The organism is Maribacter spongiicola, from assembly GCF_052119685.1.
Taxonomy (GTDB): Bacteria; Bacteroidota; Bacteroidia; order Flavobacteriales; family Flavobacteriaceae; genus Maribacter; species Maribacter spongiicola_A.
In genome coordinates this window covers 162857-181012 of the sequence record NZ_JBGQOO010000003.1, presented here as the reverse complement: position 1 = coordinate 181012, position 18156 = coordinate 162857, and the positions used below count along the sequence as shown (strand labels likewise).

The window sequence follows — 18156 nt, the reverse complement described above, 5'->3', positions numbered from 1 at the left end:
AGTATTGTTTATAGGTGATTTTAGTATTGGCATAATTTTTCTAATATACCTATCAAGAATATTTAATCTAAAATTTATAAAGATGAAAAAATTAGTTTTCGCCACAGCTTTAGCAATAGGTAGTTTAACAATAGGTACTGCCGCAACTCCAATTATATTTCATGATGGTATAATGGAAGATATCTTTTTACAAGATTATACAGAAGTAGCTGCTTCAGATTTACCAACGCCAATTGTAAGTGCATTAGCAACAGATTATGAAGGTGCAATGTTGAACAAAGCATATGTTGATGATGAAAATAATTATAAATTAGAAATTACTTCACAAGATGGAGCATCAACAGTTCTATATGCAGATGCAGACGGTAACTGGTTAGAAATGTAACTATTATAAGTTTGAGTTAGTTGTTTATAAAAAGCTGCCTAGGCAGCTTTTTTCATTTAAAAATTTAAAATTTCGTTAAGTAATAATCCATATGTAAGATTGGTCCGTAAATAATGAAAGAACGAGAGTTATTAACGATTAAAATATTAAGCATGAAAAATTACGCACTACTTGTATTTTTAACTTTTGGAATTATGTTTACGGCAACAGCTAAAACTAGTTCAGATGTAATTAAAACCGAAATTGTAGCTGTTACGGCCGATGAATACATAAAAATAAAATCGAGTGAATTAACACCACCGGTTATTGAAGAGATATTAAAGCAGTACCCAACCTCTAAACTTGGTGGTGCTTTTAAAAATGATAAAGGAGAATTTAAATTAATAATGGTTCTTAAAAGTGGTACAAGAAAGACCGTATATATAGACCAGTACGGCAATTGGATCATTAAAAAGTAAACTGTTTAATACACAGGAATAAAAAAAAACTGCATTTTGCAGTTTTTTTTTATTTAAAATGTGACCTACCAGAAAATGTTGTGTCTTAATAAGTGAAGCAAGTTATGAAACATGGTCACATTAGTATTTATTTCGGTCATAAGCACAGTTTTGATTTTAGCATTAATTGTAATATCAAAATTAGTATGGGAGAAATAAATAAGTAAAATATCACTTTCGCGTAAACACTAACCGTTAACTATGAAGGTGCCACCAGATAATTGTATTTGAAATAATCCCCCGGATTAGCATTGCCAATTTTAGTTGTTGTTGAATTGATTGAGGTGTTGATTTAAAATTTTAAGACAAGAGTTTGATAGGTGGTTTGAGGGGGGCTGCAATTTGCAGCTCCTTTTTTTTTGTCTTTGTTTAAGTTCTAAAATCACAGAATATGTGATGACTTTAATGGGTAAAAATTATACAGTAGTACTTAAATGATACAATTTTACTCAAGTGCGAAAAAGTTGAAATACCTGTAAAGTATTGAAAATCAATACACATGTTGTTCTGAAGTTTTCTGGCATTCTTTTTTCTTAGTTAATAGTATTGATATGTATTATTAACTTAAATATAAAAAGATGAAAACTTTATTTTTATTAGGAGCGATGACAATAGGAGGTTTTGCAATGAGTGCACAAGATGTATTGGTTTCAGAAAATGGAATACAGCATAACCAAGTAAACGAGATTTCAATTGCAACAGAAGATTTCGAAGAGATTTCGGTTGCAGAAGTACCACAAGCAGTGACAGATGCAGTGTCAAAGAATTTTCCAACGGCAAATTTAGATAAGGCATATACAAATGAAAAGAAACAATATAAGCTAGTATTATCTCTTGAAGATGGTACACAAGGTACGGTGTATGCAGATGAAGAAGGTAATTGGATAGATATGTAATTATAGAGAAACTTGTTTGTTCAAGTTGGTTTGGTCAGGAAAGGATAGCTAAAGGCTATTCTTTCCTTTTTTTATGCTTTCTTTTAAATGAATGCATAAAAGCTTTATGATAATTTTAAAATACTAATAGTCGGCGAATGGTATTTTTACGTAGATACTTTGAATACCCAAACGACTATGCTCAAAATTTTAATAATTGAAGACGATACTTCATTCGCCCAAATGCTTCAAAAGTTTTTGGCAAGAAATAATTATGAAGTCATATTAAGTCACACTGGGTTAGATGGTGAAAAGCAACTAAAAGAACACGATTTTCAATTAGTAATTACAGATTTACGATTACCAGATTATGACGGAATTAAATTGGTGTCTGAGTTAAAAGGAAAGATTCCGGTAATTGTAATGACAGGTTATGCAGAAGTTGCTACTGCGGTAAAAGCAATGAAAATGGGAGCTTACGATTATATTTCTAAACCTTTCACTCCTGATCAGATGCTATTGGTAATTGATGGTGCATTAAGTGCCAAGCCAATTACTTCAAAAGAACCAGTAAAGACCGTAACCGAAAATTCAAGAGAGATTGCTTTGGGTGAATCAAAATCATCTACATCTCAAGAATTTATTTTAACCAGCGATGCAACTGAGAAATTAGAGGAGCATATTGTGTTGGTAGCACCTACAGATATGTCGGTTTTAATTATTGGAGAAAGTGGCACGGGTAAAGAGGTTACTGCAAAAGCCATTCACCAAAAAAGTACGAGAAATGAAAAGCCGTTTATAGCGTTAGATTGTGGTGCAATACCTAAAGAATTGGCGGCAAGTGAGTTCTTTGGTCATATAAAAGGAAGTTTCACAGGTGCTGTGACTGATAAGCTCGGAAGTTTTGAAGCTGCCAACGGTGGTACTTTGTTTTTAGATGAGGTAGGTAATCTTTCTTATGAGAATCAAATACAGTTATTAAGAGCGTTACAAGAGCGCAAAATAAAAAGAATAGGTAGTAATACCGAAATAGAAGTTGATGTTCGAATACTATCTGCCACAAATGAAGATTTAAAAGCTGCAGTTGAAAAAGGCACTTTTCGTGAGGATCTTTATCATCGATTGAATGAGTTCTCATTGCAAATACCTGCTTTGAAAAATAGACATGGCGATTTACCAGTACTGGCTTCTCACTTTCTAAGAAAGTTCAATGAAAAGTTGAACAAACAAATTGTTGATTTTTCTGATGAGGTTTGGAATATTTTTAATGCCTATCATTGGCCAGGCAATATTCGAGAATTACAAAATGTAATTCAGCGCGCAGTTTTACTATCTACTTCAGATAAGGTGGAAGCAAAGGTTCTACCATCGGAAATGATGAGTCCGGTTTTAGAGACAGCTGAATTTGGGAGTCTTTCAAAAGCGGAATTCGAAAAAGAACAAATTGTAAATGCTTTAAAACGCACCAATTATAATAAATCTAAAGCAGCAAAATTACTACAGGTTACAAGAAAAACACTGTATAATAGAATCAACTATTATGATTTGGATTTATAAAAATTTCTTTTGAAAGCATTTCTGTTAGTTTCTTAATCTCCCCTTGCAATTCAATGTTCTTTGCCTTGAGTTGTTGGTCAGAAAAATCACCCCTATTCAAAACTTCAAATGTCTCTAAAATAGGAATAGCAGTATAAACTTCTAACTGGCGGAACATAGGTAGCATTTTATGTGCTATTGAGTTTACTTGTGTAATGTCATTGTTATCAATTGCAGTACGAAGTAAAAGGGCATTCTCTTCGGTGTCTTTTTTAAAAATATACAATACTTCATCGATAGCGTTTTGGTCATCGCCTAAAAACATTTTTAAGGTATTTATGCTGTATAGTTGACGAGAATTAGGGGTGACAGCAGACTCTTCTGTAGAGATGATTTCATCTGCATTATTGAAAAGGACATGAATTTTTTGTAATAATTCTGTTTTAGAAAAAGGCTTACGAATAAGATTAGAGAAACCTTTTTCTGTAAAATGTTCTAAAGTTAAATCGCGTCGACCGGTCATTGCCAAAATCGGTTGATGATTAAATTTTTTAAATTCACCAGATTTCAGCTGAGTGACTACTTCATAACCAGTAACCGTCGGCATTTCTACATCAGTTAAAACAATATCAAAATTGAAATTATCATTAGGTTTAAATTCATTGAAGTCTGAAAATAGCTGAGTTTCTATACCTGCGGATTTAAGCATCTCGCCAATGAGTTTTAATAAGGAGACATCGTCATCAAAAACAATCATTTTTAAATCACTTAAAACAATGTTTTCTACTACTACCTGCTCAGGTTTTTGACTAAATTCGATGGGTATTTGTAGGGTAAATGTGCTTCCTCTATTAATTTCACTTTCCAATAAAATAATCCCTTCTAACAGTTCTGTAAGTTTTTTGGTAATGGTAAGCCCTAGTCCGTAACCACCATATTTCTTATCGGTATCGCTTTCTGCTTGAGTGAATTCCTTAAAAATAAGCTCTTGTTTTTCTTTAGAAATGCCTATACCTGTATCGGTTATTTTAAGAATAAGCACTTTTGATTCGGTAACACTTCCGGTTAAGGTGATGCATCCTTTTTCTGTAAATTTATAGGCATTAACCAATAAGTTAGAGATGATTTGACGTAAACGAAAAGCATCCGAATGTATCGGTTGTTTTAAAGAATCGTCTAACTTTAAAATTAGTTCAATGTTCTTGCTTAAATACTGAGATGCTATATTTCTAGAACTTTCCTGTATCAACTTATCCAACCTAAAAGTAGAATTCTTGGCAACCATTTTACCGGCTTCTAACTGCGAGAAATCAAGCAAGTCGTTCACTAAATTATTTACATATGTTGTGGCAGATTTTATGTGCGTAATATGTTCTTTGTTCTTTTTTGTGTTGTTGGATTCTTCAATAATGGTCGCATAACCGCTTATAGTATTCAGCGGGGTTCTTAAATCGTGACTTACTGTAGCAATTAGTTGTTCCCTGCTTTTTAAAAGAGACTCTGAATATGCTTTTTCTTTCTCTAGTTTTTCGCGATACAAGTTGACTTTCCAAAAATCTCGATTAAGTATAAATGTAAAAACGCCAACTACCAAAAAGCCGAGAATGGCAGCAATAACAGCTAGTCGAATACTTCTTTTTAGTAAGCTTTCTTTTTTTATGGAATTTGCCAAGCTGTTCATTATAATTTCCTGTTCAAAAGAAGAAAGTATGGTTCGCAATTGCTGAGAGAGCTCAATGTCGGTTCTGTTAATATTGGTTTCTCGAACGGCTAAAGAATTTTCGTTCAGGTTATTTTCTTGCTGCACATCTTTTAAAAGATTTTTAGAAATCTGAACAACACTATCCATCTTTTGGGCTTTTTGTAGTGCATTACCTTCTTCTGGAACATTGGCATTTAAGTAATCGGCTACTTTTTTAATGGTACTTTGTGCTTTTGGGGATAGTTCGTCAAGATTTGGAGCCAACTCTTCGGGTTTTATTATGCCCAAAGATTCTTCAAGTTTATCAAATTCTTTTAAGGCAGAATTTATAGCAGTGCCCGTTTGATCTTTAAGTCTAATGGAGCGCAAGGCATTGATATTGGCAACTTTTTTATTTAAAAGAGAGCGAAGACTATCTAAAAGACCATGTTGGTAATCACTTTCAGTTAAGGTTTTTAATTCTTCAATATTTGTATAAAGTGAGTCGATTTTATGTTCGTAAGCCGTAAAATTAACTTTGCTCTTTGTTTGTAATGCAAGTTTAGAAAGACGCTCTGCCTCATACAGTTGGGCAAGAAAAGAGTTGGTTCTAAGAAGCTTATTATCTTTATCGGTAGTTGTTTCTGTCTCGATATAATCTTGAACTTCTGTGTAGATGTAATAAGATGCTATAACCCCTAAAATTATTAGCAGTAGGTAGCTTACGGTAATCTTAAGAGTGAATTTGTTTTTTGTTGTATTCATAGGGCAATTAATACGTAGTATAAATACGATAAAAACGTGTAACTAAGTTCTAAAATGATGTTAATTAAGCGAGTTGTTATTTTTTTAAATTTCTTTATGAGAGATGAATTATGTGTATTACATTTGTGGCATCTCAAAGGGGTGCCTAGTTCTTGTATTGGAACGAAGCTGAGATTATACCCAAAGAACCTGGGCAGGTAATGCTGCCAAGGGACAATTCGAAAATTTTTAAAATTTTTGGAGTAAGATGTAGTGTGAATGATTTTTTCATGTGAAGTCTTTTGGAAATCGAGTGTAGTTGCTCAAAAATCAATTTTAACTTTAGAATAATAGCCCCTTTTATTCGTAATTATTTTACGAATGAAACTATCTATTTTCACAATTGCAGCGTGTTTGGCGCTAAGCATGGGTGTCTGTGCCCAAGAACAGGAAACCGACTCTTTAGAAGGTCAAAAAGTAGTGCTAGACGAAGTGTTCGTTTCAGCAATTAGGGTAACCAAGCAATCTCCGGTTACATTTTCAAATCTTACAAAAGAGGATATTAAGCCTAGAAATTTAGGTCAAGATATTCCTGTTTTAATGAATTTTTTACCGTCTGTAGTAACCACAACAGATGCAGGTGCTGGTGTAGGCTATACAGGTATTAGAGTTAGAGGTAGCGATGCTACACGTGTAAACGTAACTATCAACGGCATACCTTATAACGATGCCGAGTCGCAAGGTACTTTTTGGGTAAACATGCCAGATTTTGCGTCTTCAACAGAAAGTTTACAATTACAACGTGGCGTGGGTACATCTACCAACGGTGCAGGTGCTTTTGGGGCTAGTTTAAATATTTTGACCGACGGATTCTCGCAAGATGCATACGGACAAATATCTACTTCTGTTGGTAGTTTCAATACCTTAAGGAATAATCTGAAATTTAGCACAGGACTCTTAAATGACCATGTAGAAATCTCAGGTAGATTATCTAAAATCAATTCTGATGGATACATAGATAGAGCTAAGTCTGACCTCGATTCTTATTTTTTACAAGGCGCTTATAAAGATGATAATACCTTGATAAAAGCATTGATTTTTGGCGGTCATGAGGTTACTTATCAAGCATGGTACGGTATAGATGCTCAAACTTTAAAAGATGATAGAACTTTTAATCCGTCGGGTATTTATACAGATTTAGATGGCAATACTCAGTTTCATGATAATGAAGTTGATGATTATAAACAAAATCATGCACAGCTTTTATGGAATGAAAAAATATCAGATTTCTGGAGCACGAATATCGCCCTACATTACACAAAAGGTAGAGGTTTCTTTGAGCAATTTAAAGAAGACGATGATTTTTCTACCTATGGTTTTGAGCCAATTATTGTAGATGGTGAAGAAGTAAATACGACCGATGTTATTAGAAGACGTTGGTTAGATAATGATTTTTACGGTACCGTATTTTCTGCAAATTATAAGAAAGACAAGCTAGATTTAATAATGGGTGGCGGTTTCAATAAGTATGAAGGTGATCATTTTGGTGAAGTTATTTGGGCTAGATATGCCAGTAATAGTAGTTACAGAGACCGTTATTATGATGACAGTTCGTCAAAAACAGATTTCAATATATATACAAAAGCAAATTACCAACTAACAGATCAATGGTCGTTATACGGAGACTTGCAATATAGAACAGTTGGGTATAAAGCTAATGGTGATGAAACCGGTTTGGTCGATGATACTTTTAACTTTTTCAACCCGAAGGCTGGTGTAACATTCGATTTAAATACGAATAATAATTTCTATTTGTCGTATGCGGTTGCCAATAGAGAACCAAATAGAAATGATTACGAAAGTGGAAACCCTAAGCCAGAAAAACTAAATGATTTTGAATTAGGATGGCGTTATATTTCTTCGGCAGTTCAATTAAACACCAACGTATATTATATGAACTACAAAGATCAATTGGTACTTACAGGCGCTTTGAATGATGTTGGTGCACCATTACGTGAAAATGTAGGTGAAAGTTACCGTTTAGGTTTAGAGGTAGATGCTAATATTACATTAAGTAAAAAATTCTCCTTAAGACCAAATATTGCGTTAAGCACCAATAAAAACCAAGATTTTGTATTTGAGCGAGATGGCGAATTACAAGAGCTAGGCAGTACAAATATTGCATTTTCACCAAATCTGATTATAGGTAATATATTCACGTATAGTGCTACCGAAAATTTTCAAGTATCCTTTTTATCTAAATATGTTGGCAAGCAGTATATGGGGAATATAGATTCTGAAAATTCTGTTTTAGATGCGTATTCGCAGAGCGATTTGAATATTCAATATGCTATTAACTGTAATGGGTTTTTGAAAAGTATTGTATTCTCGGGCTTGATAAACAATATATTCAATGAGAAATATGTTTCTAATGGGTATTTCTTTACCTATGATGATGATTTTTCGGTACCTGACACTATTACAACTATTGAAGGAGCCGGTTATTATCCACAAGCGGGCACCAACTTTTTGTTAGGAGCTACAGTTAATTTTTAAGGATTTCGATAGATTTTTTCCGTTGCAAATTTGTCTTAAATGTTTGCTTAAAAAGTTCGGAGTGAAGCAGAATATTTTAAATTAGATTTTTAATATTCAGGGTTATGGATCGCAATATTCCGATTTTTGGTAGTAGGTTAAGAAACAATATAGTAACGGTACCAGAAGTAATATCTCAATGCTCGGGCATTCGAGTTTTCGGTCAATCTATAAAGTCGTTTCTGTTTAGTACAGATGTGGCAATTATTAGAAACACAAATGCCAATGCAATTATTGCGGTGTACCCGTTTACCCCGCAACCTGTAATTTCAAATGCATTGATTTTAGCTGCTGATAAACCTATTTTTTGCGGAGTAGGTGGTGGGTTAACAACAGGTGTACGATCATTAGAGTTGGCAATACATGCCGAGTTTCAAGGCGCATTGGGTGTAGTTTTAAATAAACCTACACCCAATAGTCTTATCACTTTATTAAAAGAAAAAATAGATATACCAGTTACTATTACGGTAGTTTCAGAGAAAGATGATTTTAAAGGAAGACTAGCTGCAGGTGTTGATATATTTAATGTTTCTGGCGCGGGTAAAACAGCCGATATTATTAAAAGAATAAGAGATTTAGATGCCGATGTAGCAATTATTGCTACAGGGGGCAAAACAGATGAAACAATAGTCGCCGCAATCGATGCTGGTGCAAACGCTATATCCTATACTCCACCAAGTACGGGCGAATTGTTCAAAGAAATTATGGATAGGTACCGAGCTGAAGAATAGTGTTTAGTTAGAAATGACCACACTACCGCCACTAAAACTTGTACGGTATTCTAGCATGTCATAATAACGATTTTCATCATCGGGTCTATTTAATAGTTGACCAGTAAATAAACTGTATTCATAATCGTCACATGAGCATATTGCAATCTGACCGTCTAACACCATGGTAGAGCAGTCGTTTGGTGCATGGTTTGGGCAACTGCCTTCAAAAGCTCTAAACTGATCGAAACCAGAGTTGATAACAAAAACACCTCTAGTACCGGCAAGATCACTATTAATGTACACTGCGCTTCCAGTATTTGTAAGTGGACTGTAGGAAGGAAGATTTAAATTAGCTTCAAAACGAAAACTTATTTCTTGTAAATAAGGGTTTCTGTTTGTACCATCATTGCTACATGCCGTGATAATCAATAGAATGAGGATACTTAATCTGTTCATCTTACTTTAATTTTGTTTTGAAAAACTTCAGCAAATGTGCGTAAAAATTATGTATATTTGTGTTAAATCCTCGCTTAAAAAGCCGAATTAATAGGCAATTGCAGAGGATTTGTCTATTTATAAAACGAGGAAGTAATGAGTAATATATCATACTATACTGTCGAAGGGTTAAAAAAACTAAAGGCAGAACTAAATCATTTACGAGATGTTGAGCGCCCAAAGGCGTCTCAAGCAATTGGCGAAGCAAGAGATAAAGGTGATTTGTCAGAAAATGCAGAATATGATGCTGCAAAAGAAGCTCAAGGTCTCTTAGAAATGAAAATTGCTAAACTGGAGAATACCGTAGCCAACGCACGTTTAATTGACGAGTCTCAATTAGATACGTCTAAAGTTTTGGTGCTATCGACCGTTAAATTAAAAAATCAAGTTAACGGCATGGAAATGTCGTATAAATTGGTTGCAGAAAGCGAAGCTGATACTAAAACCGGTAAAATTTCTGTGAATTCACCTATAGGTAAAGGGCTGCTTGGTAAAAAGGTAGGCGACACTGCAGAAATTGTAGTGCCTAGCGGAGCTATTAAGTTTGAAATTCTTGAGATTACAAGAGATTAGATTTTATTAAATAACTATATTTAATCCTATCCTTTTACGGGGTAGGATTTTTTATTCCCACTAAATAAACAAGAGTATGCCAACGATTTTTACGAAGATAATTAATGGTGAAATTCCATATTTTAAAGTAGCTGAAGATGAGAATTTCTTAGCTTTTCTAGATATAAATCCAAATGCAAAAGGGCATACATTATGCATACCTAAAAAAGAGGTAAACAAGTTTTTGGATCTTGACGAAGAAACCTATGTGCAGTTAATGTTGTTTTCTAGAAAAGTTGGTAAAGCTTTAGAAAAAACTGTCGATTGTAAGCGTGTAGGTATGTCGGTTATTGGTTTAGAGGTACCGCATGTGCACGTGCATCTTATTCCTTTAAATGACATGAAAGAGGCAACTTTTCAGCACAAGGTAAAATTAAGTAACGAAGAACTTACCGAACTTGCCCAAGCAATTGGGGCTAAAGTTGAATAGTACCAGAAATAAATACATATATTACTGCTGCAACTAATGCAATAAGCACCAAAATAAGGCTGTAAAAAAGCAACGTTGGTTTAGATGATTTTTTAGCAGGTATAGCAGTTTTTTGATAGTAGTTGAACATACGTTCAATATCATCTGTCCAGGTAACAGGGTAAATATTTGAGTGGCAGGTATTGCAAACCAATTTATTACTTAGTTCACCTGTAACCTTATGAAAGAAGCTACCGTATGTATGTTTTTGGTAAAAAGTAAGATTCAAATCTTGATTAAAACATTCAGGGCAGTTGTTATTTAGATTGGCTTCTTTAATAACTTCTAGTTTTTCCTTGGCCATAATTAGTGAGACACTTTTAGAGATATTTGCATTATAGTTCCTTCTTTGCCAGATGATAACACCTTTATTTTTCCATCGTGATATTCTTCCACAATTCGTTTGACCAAAGAAAGTCCTAAGCCCCAGCCTCGTTTTTTAGAGGTAAAGCCTGGTGTAAAGATACTATTATAGTTGCTTTTAGAAATACCGTGCCCTGTATCGGCTATTAAAATGTTTACAAACTTGTGGTCTTGTACAATTTCTATAGCAATACTACCCTTGCCGCGCATGGCATCAATTCCGTTTTTAACCAGATTTTCTATGGTCCAATTATATAAAGAACTATTGAGCATAACGGGTAAGTGATCCACCTTTGTGCTAAACGAAAAATGAATAAGTTTAGAGCTTCTTCGTTTCAGGTAATCGAAAGCATCTTGGGTTTCTTTTACAATATCACTTTCTACCAATTTAGGTAAAGAGCCAATTTTTGAGAAACGTTCGGTTATAGTTTGTAAACGGTCAATATCTTTTTCTATCTCTTTGGTAATGCTAGGGTTTATATCTTCAGATTTTAATAACTCGTTCCATCCTAAAAGAGAAGATAGCGGTGTGCCGATTTGGTGTGCAGTTTCTTTAGCCATACCTGCCCATAATTTATTTTGCTCGGCTGCCTTATTCGTTTTGAATAGAAAATAAATAACTGCGGCGAAGAGAAATATGATCAGTAGTAAAGCAATAGGATAAAACTTTAATTTGTTCAAAACATCAGAATTACCATAATATAATGTTGCCAAATGTTCACCTTGTTGATCAATTGAAATAGGGATATTCTCGTTCTTAAATTTTTTAAGTTGACTTTGTATGAAAATAGTGTCTTTGTTTTTGTTCGGAGGAAAGTTGTTTACCCGAATAGACTTATCCTTATTTATAAGGATCATAGGGGTAGATGTATTGTTTTGAAAGACCTTTAAATGAAGGCTTCCTAAATCTACGGTTTCAGATGATTGTAGAAATTCAGACTGTGCGGTAGCCCAGATCTCCATTTTTAGGCGTTCTTCCTCTTTAAATTGTTTAAAAAAGCTATTGGTATTCCATAAGATAAGACTCACAACTACGAAAGAGCCTATCAATAGAAAAATGTTGGAAATTTTGTTTTTAGGAATAAAGTTCATCCAATAGTTATCTAATACTAAAGATAACCCTAATTGTGAATAATTGTTGTGTTGTTAATGTGGTAGGCTGTTTTATTAACGCATCATTTTATGTATTTTTGACCTCTATTGTAAAAAGAGTTTAAGATGGAAATAGAAGGTAAAGTAAAATTGATAGGAGAAACCCAAACCTTCGGGTCTAATGGGTTTAGAAAAAGAGAATTAGTTGTTACTACAGACGAACAATATCCACAACATATCATGGTAGAGTTTGTACAAGATAAATGTGATTTATTAAATAGTTACAGTATAGGTCAAGATGTTAAAGTGAGTATTAACCTTAGAGGTAGAGAATGGGCGAACCCTCAGGGCGAAGTAAAATACTTTAACTCAATACAAGGTTGGCGTATAGAGGGTGCTTCAAAAGCAGCACCTGCAGGTGGTATGCCCCCAGTAGCACCAATGGAGGCTTTTGAGCCTGCAGATGATTTAAATGAGGAAGATCATGATGATCTTCCTTTCTAAGAATTATACTACTTTTTAGTAAGGCGTAATGCCCGTATAATATAAAACTTGTTTAGCTTAAATAGTTAAACAAGTTTTTTGTTTTAAGACCTTTTATTTATTTTCAAAAAAATTAAAAGCCACAAATAGTCATGTATTTTTTAACAGATGAACTTGTGTTTCCTCCAGTAGATGAAGCCAATGAAGAAGGCTTGTTGGCAGTGGGTGGAGATTTATCTCCAGAACGTTTGCTTTTAGCGTACCAAAGCGGAATTTTTCCGTGGTTCGATAACGATTCTATTATTTTATGGTGGAGTCCCCATCCTAGAATGATACTCTACCCAGATCATATCAAAATTTCAAAAAGCATGAAAAAAGTTATTCGAAGCAATCAATTTCGATTAACTAAAAATACGTGTTTCAAAGAAGTGTTAGAGTATTGTTCGGCTGTACCAAGAGAAGGGCAAGAAGGTACTTGGATAACTGATGACATGAAAAATGCCTACATAAAACTTCATGAAAGGGGAATTGCAAAGTCGTACGAAGTTTGGGAAGGCGATACCTTGGTAGGTGGTCTATATGGTATAGATTTAGGGTATATTTTTTGCGGAGAAAGTATGTTCAGTTTAACTTCTAATGCGTCAAAATTTGCTTTCATTAAATTAGCTGAAGAATTAAAGGCAAAAGAATATCGCATAATAGACTGCCAATTGCATACCGATCATCTAGAAAGTATGGGGGCACAAGAAATTTCTAGGCAAGAGTTTATGAAATATTTACAGTGATATAACGAAGCTATTTAGTAATAAGAAAACATGTTCGGTGTTTTCGGTATAATTCTCCATTCTAAACTGCACGCCTAATTGGGCTTTTAAATGTTCTGAAATTGACCAGCCTATTTGAGATGTAATTCTTTGGTCGTACATGGGTTTTATACTTTTGCCTACACTTAATAAAGATTCTGTTGTAGCGACTAAATAAGGTTCGCCAATATCCATTTTTAAACCCTTTAGAGGTATATCTACTGCAAAACGATATCTAAAACGATGAACAAGTGTAGAGGGTTGAATACGCTGTTCTACTCTAAACCTATTACCAAATCGGGCACTGTTCGTTTTCTTGATACTATTAAATTGTTGGGTTAATCTAAGTTCATTTTCCTTGTCCTTTTCAAAGGCTTCTCTGAAACGGTATTGAAAACCTAGTCCAATACTTTTATAGGGGTCAATTGTTAATGAAGAAAAATGGACAATTTCTATTTGCCTAATCGTTAGTTCAGAGTTTTGATTACGATAAATGTAATTTCTATTTGATAAAGAAAAGTTCTGTTTAAGTAGTGGTGTTACTTCGTAATTTATGGCAACATCAGGCTCCCAATAACCAGTGGTATTGCCTTGCGATACGGCGTAGAACGAACCTAAAAATAGGCATACTATTAAAATAAAATGACCCCTAGTAAAGTACGTGATCATAATTTGGAGGAAGAGAAGTTCTTATTTTCTTAAAATTTCCTTCAGCATCGAACTGAATTTCATAATCTAAATACCCCTTGTCTTTTTTACCGACTATGACTATTTCGTAGTTGTTAGTAGATAAAATAAGATTTTGAAAGGCGCTCTTAAAAGTTTCTTCTAACGACTCATTTTTTGAAGGATATTGCTGTTGAAGTCTTTTATGGCGGTATTTCGTGAAATTTTTGTTCAAATAGCTTTCTATTCTGGCATAAGTGTCATTGGGTATATCGGTTATTTTTATTAGAATTTCAATATCTTCCAATGTCCCGTTTTCATCAAATTCTATACTATACCAAAGCTTATCTTTTTTTAATTTCGCTTCAAAGCTAATTTTGGTGTTATCGGTTTCTTTGTAGAATTTAATCCGTTTAAAATCTGTCAAATTCTCATTGATGGTTGCGATGGCCTTTGCCGGAAATTGAGATTTCAAAATTCGAAACTCCCTTTCATATTTATATTGTGCTTGAACAATTTGAAAACAAAAAAGAAAGATAATAGCGAATATTTTTGATGGAATAGTATTCATAGTAGGTATCTCAATAGGTTTATACTTGGTGGTATCTAAAACAGTCTAATTGATGATCATTCACCATGCCGGTAGCTTGCATAAATGCATATATGATGGTACTGCCAACGAATTTGAATCCACGTTTTTTTAAGTCTTTGCTGATCGCATCAGAGATTGGTGTGTTTGCAGGGGCTTCTTTATAATGTATCACCTCGTTAATAATAGGTTCATTATTAACAAATGCCCAAATATAGTTGCTAAAAGATCCAAACTCTTTTTGAATATTTAGATATGCCTGAGCATTTGTTACCGTTGCACGAACTTTTAATTTGTTTCTAATAATACCTTCGTCTTGTAGTAAGGCAAGAATTTTAGATTCAGGATAAATTGCAATTTTTTGATAATCAAAATGGTCAAAAGCAACTCGAAAATTCTCTCGTCTTTTTAAAATGGTAATCCAGCTTAAACCAGCCTGAAACGTTTCTAAAACAAGAAACTCAAACAAAAGATCGTCATCTTTTACTGGCACTCCCCATTCATGATCATGATAAGCTTCGTAGAGCTTATCGCCTTTGCACCAACCACATCTATTTTTATCCATAGAATAAAAGTACTATATAATGGCTTGTGGTCAAATTAAAACCAATTAACAATAGCTAAATATAAGGGCATGCCTATAGTTATGTTAAATGGAAAAGTAATTGCCAGCGCCATGGGTAGATATAAGCTTGGGTTTGCTTTAGGGGCGGCTAAGCGCATTGCTGCAGGTACCGCTATATAAGAAGCACTTGCTGCTAGAATGGCGAATAAAAAACGATTTCCAATACTTTCGGTAAAGGTTGAACTAACAACTGCCACGATGCTGCCATTTATTAGTGGTATAATTACCGCGAAAAGAAATGCGAACCATCCTTTCTTAATAAAATCAGCTAATTTTTTACCACTGGTTATACCCATATCTAAAAGGAAAACAGCTAAAAAGCCTTTGAAAATATCTGTAGTAAAAGGTTCTATACCCCTGGCATGTTGGTCACTGGCCAAAAAACCAATAATTAAACTTCCAATAATTAATATCACGCTTCCATTGGTTAGAGAGTGCCTTACGACATTGGGCAGAGAAATTTTATTTTCTTTATTTTTTTGAAAATAAGACATAAGTAGCACCCCGATAATAATTGATGGAGCTTCCATTAGTGCCATAACAGCGACCATATGACCACCAAATTCTATTTGTTCCATTTCAAGAAATGAAACTGCGGTGACAAAGGTTACTGCGCTTACAGAACCGTATGATGCCGCTATCGCACCTGAGTTGGCTACACTAAATTTTCTTCTTAAGATAAAATAGGTGTATATAGGTACGAACAGGGCTAAAAAAACACCGAATAGCAAAGACCATAAAATTTCTATATCTAAAGCGCTATGAGAAAGTTCTAAACCGCCTTTAAAGCCAATGGAGAACATTAAATAAAGGGAAATAAACTTTGATGAATTTGGCGGAATTTCTAAGTCACTTTTTAATTGAACTGCAATAACACCTAAAAAGAAAAAGAGCAGAGCGGGGTTGGTCAGGTTATCTAACAGTAAATGTAAATCCATAAATATTTATTTAGTAAGGCAGGTTTAAGGGAGTTTGGTGTAAAATATGTGATAACTGAAAACTCCCTTATTTCTATGTAATAGATGAGTTGAATTAACCATTAATTATTTGTCGTTAGCTCTAGAATTAATAAACATGATTAAAGATATAATGCCACATGAAATTAATAGTTGATTTATAAAGAGACCATTGTTTGTGTAGGATGCAAGAATTAATAGCGCCATCATTAAAAAAGTGACTATTCTAGAGAGGTTTGCTTTTTTGTACATATCATTTTTTTAAGGCACGATTTGTCTATTCGTTTATAGAGATTTCTAAGACCCCGTTAATTTCGATCGTTACTTTTTTATTGTATTTATCTTTAAAAAATTCTTTTGAAATCAGTTTATCTTTTTCTAGTTGACTAATTCTGCCATCTGGGTATTTGGTGTTCGATCCAGAATACCCTTCGCAAAGAGTAAGGCGCTGTAATTTGTGAAAATTTATTTTTTCATTGATCAGGTTTTGTATAATGTCATTTGCTTCAGAAACTGTAAAGACACCATCTACAAGTTGAATTTTCTGTTTAGTACTTGTTGTACTTACCGAATTTTTAGATTCTACTTTCATAATTTTAATTTATATCATTTAATGCGGATGCAAATCTTAGATTTTTAATTCATAAAATTTTATTTATATTTATTATGATATACATAAAAATAATTTATGAATTATACATTGCATCAGTTGAAGATATTCTTAAAAATAACTGAAAATCAGAGCATTACAAAGGCTTCTGAAGAGTTGCATCTTACGCAACCTGCGGTATCTATTCAGCTGAAAAATTTTCAAGATCAATTTTCAATTCCGCTTACTGAGGTCGTAGGAAGAAAGCTGTATGTTACCGATTTTGGAAAAGAAATAGCAGTCGCGGCCAAAAAGATACTGAACGAAGTAGATGCAATCAATTATAAAACGCTTTCTTATAAAGGTGAGTTGGTAGGTAAATTAAAATTCTCTGTAGTTTCTACGGGCAAGTATGTAATGCCATATTTACTTTCTAATTTCTCGCACCAGAATAAAGGTGTCGATTTAATCATAGATGTAACTAATAAAGCTCAGGTAATTGAAAGTTTAGAATTGAACACAGTAGATTTTGCAATGGTATCTGTTTTGCCAAAGAAATTAAATGTAGATAGAGTAGAACTCATGCAGAACAAATTATATTTAATTGCCGGTAAAAACGGATTAGCGAATAAAAATCTATCTAAGAAGAAGATTTTTGAAGAGTCGGCATTGCTCTATAGAGAGACGGGTTCGGCCACTAGAGCTGCCATGGAGAATTTTATAATAGAAAATAAATTTGAGGTTCGTAAAAAAATTGAGCTTACCTCTAATGAAGCGGTTAAACAAGCTGTAATTGCGGGTTTAGGTTTTTCTATTATGCCGATTATAGGATTAAAAAATGAGCTTAAAAATAATGAAGTTCAAATAGTTCCTATAAAAGGCTTGCCAATACTTACAAGGTGGAATATCATTTGGCTTAAATCTAAAAAGCTATCACCTACTGCATTGGCATTTTTAGAATATTTAAACGCTGAGAAGGATCAGGTCATAAAAGAAACTTTTGATTGGATAGAAAGATATTAAACCTTAGCGGTTTGGTTTCTGAGGCTCTGTGTTTGTTCCTCATCCATATAAATAATTGGTACAGCATAAAATAAGGGCATATTTGTTCTGTAGGTTACTCTTAGAATTTCATTTATAGTACTAAAAAGCAATGCCTTTGTTTTACCTTCGATTATCGTTTGTTTTTCAAAATCAATTTCGCCAGTTTTTAAATTCTTACTGAATACTTTTTTCGTTGAAATACTAGCGCTATAGATTAAGTTTTGTGCTAAAAGTAATTGAGCTATTTCTTTTGCCTGCTTCTTTTTCTTAACAATGATATAGCCTAAGATCATAATGATATATTTTAAGGGTTAGAAGCAATAGTTAAAGCGTTATTTCAACTA

The 18156-nt window shown here is 33.6% G+C and carries 21 protein-coding genes; 11 read left to right on the top strand and 10 right to left on the bottom strand.

Annotated elements, in window-relative coordinates:
* Positions 1 to 82 precede the first annotated feature (82 nt).
* From ACEN2N_RS07175 to ACEN2N_RS07160, 4 genes are all read left to right on the top strand, one after another.
* Positions 83 to 385, top strand: a complete 303-nt coding sequence (locus ACEN2N_RS07175; protein WP_441823689.1) for a hypothetical protein — start codon at positions 83 to 85, stop codon at positions 383 to 385.
* 152 nt (positions 386 to 537) lie between these two features.
* Positions 538 to 843 carry a hypothetical protein gene (locus ACEN2N_RS07170; protein WP_441823688.1) on the top strand — a complete coding sequence of 102 codons (306 nt, stop codon included), beginning with the start codon at positions 538 to 540 and terminating at the stop codon, positions 841 to 843.
* A gap of 617 nt (positions 844 to 1460) precedes the next feature.
* Positions 1461 to 1778, top strand: coding sequence for a hypothetical protein (locus ACEN2N_RS07165; protein ID WP_441823687.1), 318 nt, complete (start codon positions 1461 to 1463; stop codon positions 1776 to 1778).
* A gap of 177 nt (positions 1779 to 1955) precedes the next feature.
* Positions 1956 to 3314: a sigma-54-dependent transcriptional regulator gene (locus tag ACEN2N_RS07160; protein WP_441823686.1), complete on the top strand. Its 1359-nt coding sequence runs from the start codon at positions 1956 to 1958 to the stop codon at positions 3312 to 3314.
* On the opposite strand, the gene ACEN2N_RS07155 is transcribed toward ACEN2N_RS07160, so the two are convergent.
* Positions 3289 to 5739, bottom strand: a complete 2451-nt coding sequence (locus ACEN2N_RS07155) for an ATP-binding response regulator (protein ID WP_441823685.1) — start codon at positions 5737 to 5739, stop codon at positions 3289 to 3291. The genes ACEN2N_RS07160 and ACEN2N_RS07155 overlap by 26 nt on opposite strands.
* 360 nt (positions 5740 to 6099) lie before the next feature.
* Here ACEN2N_RS07155 and ACEN2N_RS07150 point away from each other — a divergent pair, with 360 nt between their 5' ends.
* Positions 6100 to 8274, top strand: coding sequence for a TonB-dependent receptor (locus ACEN2N_RS07150; RefSeq protein ID WP_441823684.1), 2175 nt, complete (start codon positions 6100 to 6102; stop codon positions 8272 to 8274).
* A 104-nt stretch (positions 8275 to 8378) separates the two neighbouring features.
* On the top strand, positions 8379 to 9044 hold the full coding sequence (locus tag ACEN2N_RS07145; RefSeq protein ID WP_441823683.1) for a hydrolase: 666 nt from the start codon (positions 8379 to 8381) through the stop codon (positions 9042 to 9044).
* Positions 9045 to 9047: 3 nt separating this feature from the next.
* Here ACEN2N_RS07145 and ACEN2N_RS07140 read toward each other — a convergent pair whose 3' ends face one another.
* Positions 9048 to 9482, bottom strand: coding sequence for a hypothetical protein (locus ACEN2N_RS07140; protein ID WP_441823682.1), 435 nt, complete (start codon positions 9480 to 9482; stop codon positions 9048 to 9050).
* Positions 9483 to 9617: 135 nt separating this feature from the next.
* On the opposite strand from ACEN2N_RS07140, the gene greA reads away from it, so the two are divergent.
* Together greA and ACEN2N_RS07130 are read left to right on the top strand one after the other, a co-directional pair.
* On the top strand, positions 9618 to 10094 hold the full coding sequence (greA, locus tag ACEN2N_RS07135) for a transcription elongation factor GreA (RefSeq protein WP_441823681.1): 477 nt from the start codon (positions 9618 to 9620) through the stop codon (positions 10092 to 10094).
* A gap of 76 nt (positions 10095 to 10170) precedes the next feature.
* The gene (locus ACEN2N_RS07130; protein WP_441823680.1) at positions 10171 to 10563 is read left to right on the top strand and encodes an HIT family protein; all 393 of its coding nucleotides are present in this window, start codon (positions 10171 to 10173) and stop codon (positions 10561 to 10563) included.
* Here the strand turns inward: ACEN2N_RS07130 and ACEN2N_RS07125 are convergent.
* A complete protein-coding gene (locus ACEN2N_RS07125; protein ID WP_424003125.1) occupies positions 10550 to 10906 on the bottom strand; it encodes a hypothetical protein in 357 nt (118 codons plus the stop codon). The two genes, ACEN2N_RS07130 and ACEN2N_RS07125, sit on opposite strands and share 14 nt — an antisense overlap.
* A 2-nt stretch (positions 10907 to 10908) precedes the next feature.
* Positions 10909 to 12057 carry an ATP-binding protein gene (locus ACEN2N_RS07120; RefSeq protein ID WP_441823679.1) on the bottom strand — a complete coding sequence of 383 codons (1149 nt, stop codon included), beginning with the start codon at positions 12055 to 12057 and terminating at the stop codon, positions 10909 to 10911.
* Between the two features lie 126 nt (positions 12058 to 12183).
* Between ACEN2N_RS07120 and ACEN2N_RS07115 the strand changes: the two genes are divergently transcribed.
* Positions 12184 to 12561, top strand: a complete 378-nt coding sequence (locus tag ACEN2N_RS07115) for a DUF3127 domain-containing protein (protein ID WP_441823678.1) — start codon at positions 12184 to 12186, stop codon at positions 12559 to 12561.
* Positions 12562 to 12692: 131 nt separating this feature from the next.
* A complete protein-coding gene (aat, locus tag ACEN2N_RS07110; RefSeq protein ID WP_441823677.1) occupies positions 12693 to 13325 on the top strand; it encodes a leucyl/phenylalanyl-tRNA--protein transferase in 633 nt (210 codons plus the stop codon).
* Here the strand turns inward: aat and ACEN2N_RS07105 are convergent.
* The 5 genes from ACEN2N_RS07105 to ACEN2N_RS07085 all read right to left on the bottom strand — a co-directional run bounded on the left by ACEN2N_RS07105 (position 13317) and on the right by ACEN2N_RS07085 (position 16771).
* On the bottom strand, positions 13317 to 14012 hold the full coding sequence (locus ACEN2N_RS07105; RefSeq protein WP_441823676.1) for a DUF2490 domain-containing protein: 696 nt from the start codon (positions 14010 to 14012) through the stop codon (positions 13317 to 13319). The genes aat and ACEN2N_RS07105 overlap by 9 nt on opposite strands.
* Positions 13993 to 14580 (bottom strand): hypothetical protein, encoded by a 588-nt coding sequence (locus ACEN2N_RS07100; protein WP_441823675.1) that lies wholly within the window; start codon positions 14578 to 14580, stop codon positions 13993 to 13995. The genes ACEN2N_RS07105 and ACEN2N_RS07100 overlap by 20 nt, the downstream gene beginning before the upstream one ends.
* Before the next feature lie 19 nt (positions 14581 to 14599).
* Positions 14600 to 15163, bottom strand: a complete 564-nt coding sequence (locus ACEN2N_RS07095) for a DNA-3-methyladenine glycosylase I (RefSeq protein WP_441823674.1) — start codon at positions 15161 to 15163, stop codon at positions 14600 to 14602.
* Between the two features lie 35 nt (positions 15164 to 15198).
* The gene (locus tag ACEN2N_RS07090; RefSeq protein WP_441823673.1) at positions 15199 to 16161 is read right to left on the bottom strand and encodes a sodium-dependent bicarbonate transport family permease; all 963 of its coding nucleotides are present in this window, start codon (positions 16159 to 16161) and stop codon (positions 15199 to 15201) included.
* A 295-nt stretch (positions 16162 to 16456) separates the two neighbouring features.
* A complete protein-coding gene (locus ACEN2N_RS07085; protein ID WP_441823672.1) occupies positions 16457 to 16771 on the bottom strand; it encodes a hypothetical protein in 315 nt (104 codons plus the stop codon).
* 96 nt (positions 16772 to 16867) lie between these two features.
* Here ACEN2N_RS07085 and ACEN2N_RS07080 point away from each other — a divergent pair, with 96 nt between their 5' ends.
* The gene (locus ACEN2N_RS07080) at positions 16868 to 17791 is read left to right on the top strand and encodes a LysR family transcriptional regulator (protein WP_441823671.1); all 924 of its coding nucleotides are present in this window, start codon (positions 16868 to 16870) and stop codon (positions 17789 to 17791) included.
* Here ACEN2N_RS07080 and ACEN2N_RS07075 read toward each other — a convergent pair.
* On the bottom strand, positions 17788 to 18105 hold the full coding sequence (locus tag ACEN2N_RS07075; protein ID WP_441823670.1) for a hypothetical protein: 318 nt from the start codon (positions 18103 to 18105) through the stop codon (positions 17788 to 17790). The two genes, ACEN2N_RS07080 and ACEN2N_RS07075, sit on opposite strands and share 4 nt — an antisense overlap.
* Positions 18106 to 18156: the final 51 nt, after the last annotated feature.